Annotated in this window: 7 protein-coding genes; all 7 read left to right on the forward strand. The window is 66.0% G+C overall.

Annotated elements, in window-relative coordinates:
• The first annotated feature begins 294 nt into the window (after nt 1-294).
• Complete coding sequence (locus MT490_RS17665; RefSeq protein ID WP_297390655.1) at nt 295-888, forward strand: malonic semialdehyde reductase; 594 nt, start codon at nt 295-297, stop codon at nt 886-888.
• A 4-nt stretch (nt 889-892) separates the two neighbouring features.
• A complete protein-coding gene (tsaB, locus tag MT490_RS17670) occupies nt 893-1525 on the forward strand; it encodes a tRNA (adenosine(37)-N6)-threonylcarbamoyltransferase complex dimerization subunit type 1 TsaB (RefSeq protein WP_297390657.1) in 633 nt (210 codons plus the stop codon).
• A 13-nt stretch (nt 1526-1538) separates the two neighbouring features.
• A complete protein-coding gene (rimI, locus tag MT490_RS17675) occupies nt 1539-1997 on the forward strand; it encodes a ribosomal protein S18-alanine N-acetyltransferase (protein ID WP_297390658.1) in 459 nt (152 codons plus the stop codon).
• A gap of 109 nt (nt 1998-2106) precedes the next feature.
• Nucleotides 2107-2520, forward strand: coding sequence for a MucR family transcriptional regulator (locus tag MT490_RS17680; RefSeq protein ID WP_297390659.1), 414 nt, complete (start codon nt 2107-2109; stop codon nt 2518-2520).
• Between the two features lie 163 nt (nt 2521-2683).
• On the forward strand, nt 2684-3106 hold the full coding sequence (locus tag MT490_RS17685; protein WP_297390662.1) for a Fur family transcriptional regulator: 423 nt from the start codon (nt 2684-2686) through the stop codon (nt 3104-3106).
• A gap of 72 nt (nt 3107-3178) precedes the next feature.
• Nucleotides 3179-3958, forward strand: a complete 780-nt coding sequence (locus MT490_RS17690) for a lysophospholipid acyltransferase family protein (RefSeq protein WP_297390666.1) — start codon at nt 3179-3181, stop codon at nt 3956-3958.
• A 72-nt stretch (nt 3959-4030) separates the two neighbouring features.
• Nucleotides 4031-4784: MiaB/RimO family radical SAM methylthiotransferase (locus MT490_RS17695; RefSeq protein WP_297390664.1), on the forward strand; the 754-nt coding region annotated here is incomplete at its 3' end.

A 4784-nucleotide genomic window follows, 5' to 3' on the forward strand; every position in this document is an offset into this window, starting at 1 on the left:
TACCCATTGCCCACAATGGCCATGACGGAGCGGATTTTGGCGCACAGGGAGGAATGAGGAGGGAGCGATGTGGTGTCATCGAGACCGACGAATGACGCTGCTGTGCGCCAAAATCCGCCCGCCGCTTCGCGGTCGCCCGGAGACGCACGCTGGACTGCGTCAGCCCGCTTGCACGGGCCACCAAGCCCGCGCGGCGCGCGCTTCCTTGCCAGCGCACGTCTCCGGGCGATCCTGGCCGTTGTGGGCAATGGGTACAGACCCTAACCTCGCGCTCGCATTCGAAAGGATTTGCACATGGGCCGTCCCCTCGATGATGCGGGGCTGGATACGATCTTTCGTACCGCGCGCACCTATAACGGCTATGACGACACGCCGGTCACCGAAGCGGACATCCGCCGGATCTACGACCTGCTGAAGATGGGCCCGACCTCGGCCAACCAGCAGTCCGCGCGCTTCGTCTGGCTGCTGAGCCAGGAGAACAAGGACAAGCTCGCGGATCTTTCGAGCAGCGCCAATGCCGCCAAGATCCGCAAGGCGCCCGCCGCGGTGATCATCGCGATGGACCTGGCGTTCAGCGAGCAGCTGCCCTGGCTCTTCCCGCACGCGCCGACCGCGAAGGACTGGTTCGCCGATCCCGAGATGCGGCACGCCAACGCCTTCCGCAACTCGTCGCTCCAGGGCGCCTATTTCATCATCGCGGCGCGCGCATTGGGCTTCGATACCGGTCCCATGTCGGGATTCGACAACGCCAAGGTTGACGAAGCCTTTTTCAGCGACCAGCCCAATCTGAAATCCAACTTCATCGCAACGCTGGGCCATGGCGACCCTTCCACCATCTTCGAACGACTTCCCCGTCCCGAGTTCGACCAGTTCAACCGCGTCGTCTGACGCATTGACCACGCTCGTCATCGAGACCGCGACCGCCGCCTGTTCGGTGGCGCTGCTCCGCAGGGGCGAAGTGGTGGCGAGCGCGCATGAAGTCGTGGGGCGCGGCCATGCCGAGCGGCTGGTCCCGATGATCGGCGCGCTGCCCGGCCAGGGCCGCGCGCCGCGCATCCTCGTCGATGTCGGCCCCGGCAGCTTCACCGGCGTCCGCGTCGGGCTCGCGGCAGCGCTCGGGCTCGCGATCGGCTGGCAGGCCGAAGTCCTGGGCTATTCGTCGCTCGCGCTTCTCGCCGCAGCCGGATTCCATGCCTCCCCGGAGAGCGGCGCGCTTGCCGTGATACTCGAAGGCGGGCACGGTGAAGTCTTCATGCAATCCTTCACCGCATCGCCGTTCGCGTCAGAAGGTCCGCTCCAGTCGCTGGCTCCCGCCGCTGCGCTGGCCGCGCTCGGCGGCCGGCGCGCGATCGGCAGCGGAGTCCGCCATCTCGCCGCGCTCGACGCCGGCGTGGAGCTGCTCGAAGCACTCCCCCGCGCCGAGGATGCGCGGCTGCTTCCGTCCGGCTTCGCAGCCCTGCCGCCGCGTCCAATCTACGGCCGCGCGCCCGACGCCAAGACGCTCGCGGAGCGCGGCCTCGCATGAACGGCGGCGCGGCATGATCGAGTTGCGCGAAGGCGGGTCGCAGGACCTGAACGAAGTCATCCGGATCATGCAGGAGGCGTTCGATCCGCGCTACGGCGAGGCCTGGACCAGCGCACAATGCCTGGGGATGCTCGCGCTCCCCGGCGTGTGGCTGGTGATCGCCGGCCTGGACGGGAAGGACGCCGGCTTCGCGCTCGCCCGCGCGATCGCCGACGAGGCCGAATTGCTGCTGCTGGCGACTCGCCCCTCCGCGCGCGGACGCGGCGTCGCCGGGGCGCTGCTCCGCACGGTGATCGCCGAAGCGCGGGACCGCGGAGTCGTCCAGCTTCATCTCGAGGTGCGCGCCGGAAACGATGCCGTGCGGCTATACCGTCGCGAAGGTTTCGAGAAGGTCGGCGAACGCAAGAACTATTACAGAGGTAAGATGGGTCAAGCGTTTGACGCACATACCTATGCTCGCAAGCTTTGCTGATTTTTTCTGTGACTGAGGGTTAACGACTTGCCTTTGCTTGCCAATGGTCCGATAGGGCTAAGGCAGGCGACATCTATAGTCGTCGTTTAATCGGGTCGAAGGGAATATGATGGACAGTTCAGCCGACATTCAGGAAACACTCATCACGCTCACCGCAGATATTGTCGCGGCGCATGTGAGCAATAACAGCGTTGCTGTCTCCGACCTTCCGGTGCTTATTCAGAATGTCCACGGCGCATTGACCGGTCTTGGTCGCGCCGTCGCAGAACCGGAAGTGAAGCAGGAGCCCGCGGTTTCGATCCGTTCTTCGGTCAAGCCCGATTTCATCGTCTGCCTCGAAGACGGCAAGAAGCTCAAGATGCTTAAGCGCCACTTGATGACGCACTATCAGATGACCCCGGAACAGTATCGCGCCAAGTGGAACCTTCCGGCCGACTATCCGATGGTTGCGCCCAACTATGCCGAACAGCGCCGTACGCTCGCCAAGAAGATCGGCCTCGGCACCAAGCGCCGCAAGCGCTGAAATTCTCCCTCCCCTTCTCGCAAGGGAGGGGAGCAAGGGACGGATTAGAACAGGCCGGGGCCCGAGGCTCCGGCCTTTTCTTTTTCCTTTTGCGACCCGGAAAGCGAGCACTTCGCGCGTGCCTCCCTTGCGGGGAGGGGAGACTAAGGGCTACATCGGCGCCATGCCGCGGAAAATCGATCTCGAAGCCCTGTGCCACGAAAAGGGCCTGCGCATCACCGAACAGCGAAAGGTGATCGCGCGCGTCCTCTCCGATGCGGAGGACCATCCCGATGTCGAGAAGGTCTATGAGCGCGCCTCGGCGATCGATCCGGGCATCTCGATCGCCACGGTCTATCGCACCGTGCGGCTGTTCGAAGAGGCCGGCATCCTCGACCGCCACGATTTCGGCGACGGCCGTGCGCGCTACGAACCCGCGCCGGAAGCGCATCACGACCATCTGATCGACGTCGAATCGGGCAAGGTGATCGAGTTCGTCGATCCCGAGCTCGAGCTGCTCCAGAAGCAGATCGCCGAACGCCTCGGCTTCCGCCTCGTCGACCACCGCATGGAACTCTACGGCGTCGCGCTCGATCGGAAAGGCTGAGCCGTGGACCCGCGGCGCGCCGATGCCGCGGAGGGCGTCCCGACCGAACTGACCATAGCGGAACAGGCACGGATGTGGGGCCGTGTCGCGCGGCTGCTGCTCGCGGTGCTGGTCCATGTGCCGATGTATTATCTCTGGCGGCTGCTGCGCCTGCCCAACCCCTGGCCGCGCTGGTTCCTGGGGCGCGCGGCGCGGATCGCGGGCGCGCGCGTCGCCAAGGTCGGCACGCCGCTCAAGCGCGACGTCTTCTATGTCGCGAACCATCTGAGCTGGATCGACATCCTCGCGCTCGGCGGCGCGAGCGGCACGGCGTTCGTCGCCAAGGCCGAGATCGGCACCGCGCCGGTCGTCGGCTGGCTCGCGGGGATGAACCGCACCGTCTACGTCAAGCGCGAGCATCGGCTGGGCGTCGCCGACCAGATCAACCAATTGCGCGACGCGCTCACAGACAATTGGGCGATCACGATCTTCCCCGAAGGCACCACCACCGACGGCAAGTCGCTGCTGCCGTTCAAGACGCCGATGCTGCGCGTGCTCGAGCCGCCGCCGCCCGGCGTGATGGTCCAGCCCGTGCTGCTCGATTATGGCGATACCGGCGAGGAGATCGGCTGGATCGGCCAGGAGCGCGGGCTCAACAATGCGCGCCGCATCCTCGCGCGCAAGGGCGGTTTCGCGCTCAAGGTCCATTTCCTCGAGCCCTTCCTTCCCGCCGACTTCCCCGGCCGCAAGGCGATCGCCGCTGAGAGCCGCCGCCGCATCGAGGAGGCTCTGGTCGCCGCGCTCGGCCACCCGCTCCGTCCGTTCCGCTATGCCGAGGAGGCGATCGGGTACAAGCCGGCGCCCACCATTTGACGCGTAAAAAGCCCCTCCCCTTCAGGGGAGGGGCTTAAAATTGCCACCCTTCAACGCTATAGCCCCGCCCAAATGAAACCCACCCCGAAAACCTTCCACGTCAAGTCGTTCGGCTGCCAGATGAACGTCTATGACGGCGAGCGCATGGGCGAGCTGATGGCCGCGCAGGGCATGACGCCGACCGACGACGCCAATGCCGCCGACCTCGTCGTACTCAACACCTGTCATATCCGCGAAAAGGCCACCGAGAAGGTCTATTCGGACATCGGCCGCCTGCGAAAGCACGGCAAGGACCCGATGATCGCAGTCGCGGGCTGCGTCGCCCAGGCCGAGGGCGCGGAGATCGTCCAGCGCGCCAAGGTCGACGTCGTCGTAGGCCCGCAGGCCTATCACAACCTGCCCCAGCTCGTCGCCGATGCCGCCTCGGGCAAGGCGGCGCTCGACACCGACATGCCCGCCGCCAGCAAGTTCGGCGCATTGCCCGCGCGGCGGAAGGTGAGCCCCTCGGCCTTCCTCACCGTGCAGGAAGGCTGCGACAAATTCTGCACCTATTGTGTCGTCCCCTATACCCGCGGCGCCGAGGTCAGCCGCCCGTTCGGCGCGATCGTCGACGAGGCCAGGGCGCTGGTCGACGCAGGCGCGCGCGAGATCACCCTGCTCGGCCAGAACGTCAATGCATGGGACGACGCCGAGGGCCGCGGCCTGCACGGCCTGATCCACGCGCTCGACCGGATCGAGGGGCTGCACCGCATCCGCTACACCACCAGCCACCCCAACGACATGCGCGAAGGGCTGATCCGCGCGCATGCCGAGGTGGAGAAATTGA

Source organism: Sphingomonas sp. (assembly GCF_026460985.1).
Classification (GTDB): Bacteria; Pseudomonadota; Alphaproteobacteria; order Sphingomonadales; family Sphingomonadaceae; genus Sphingomonas.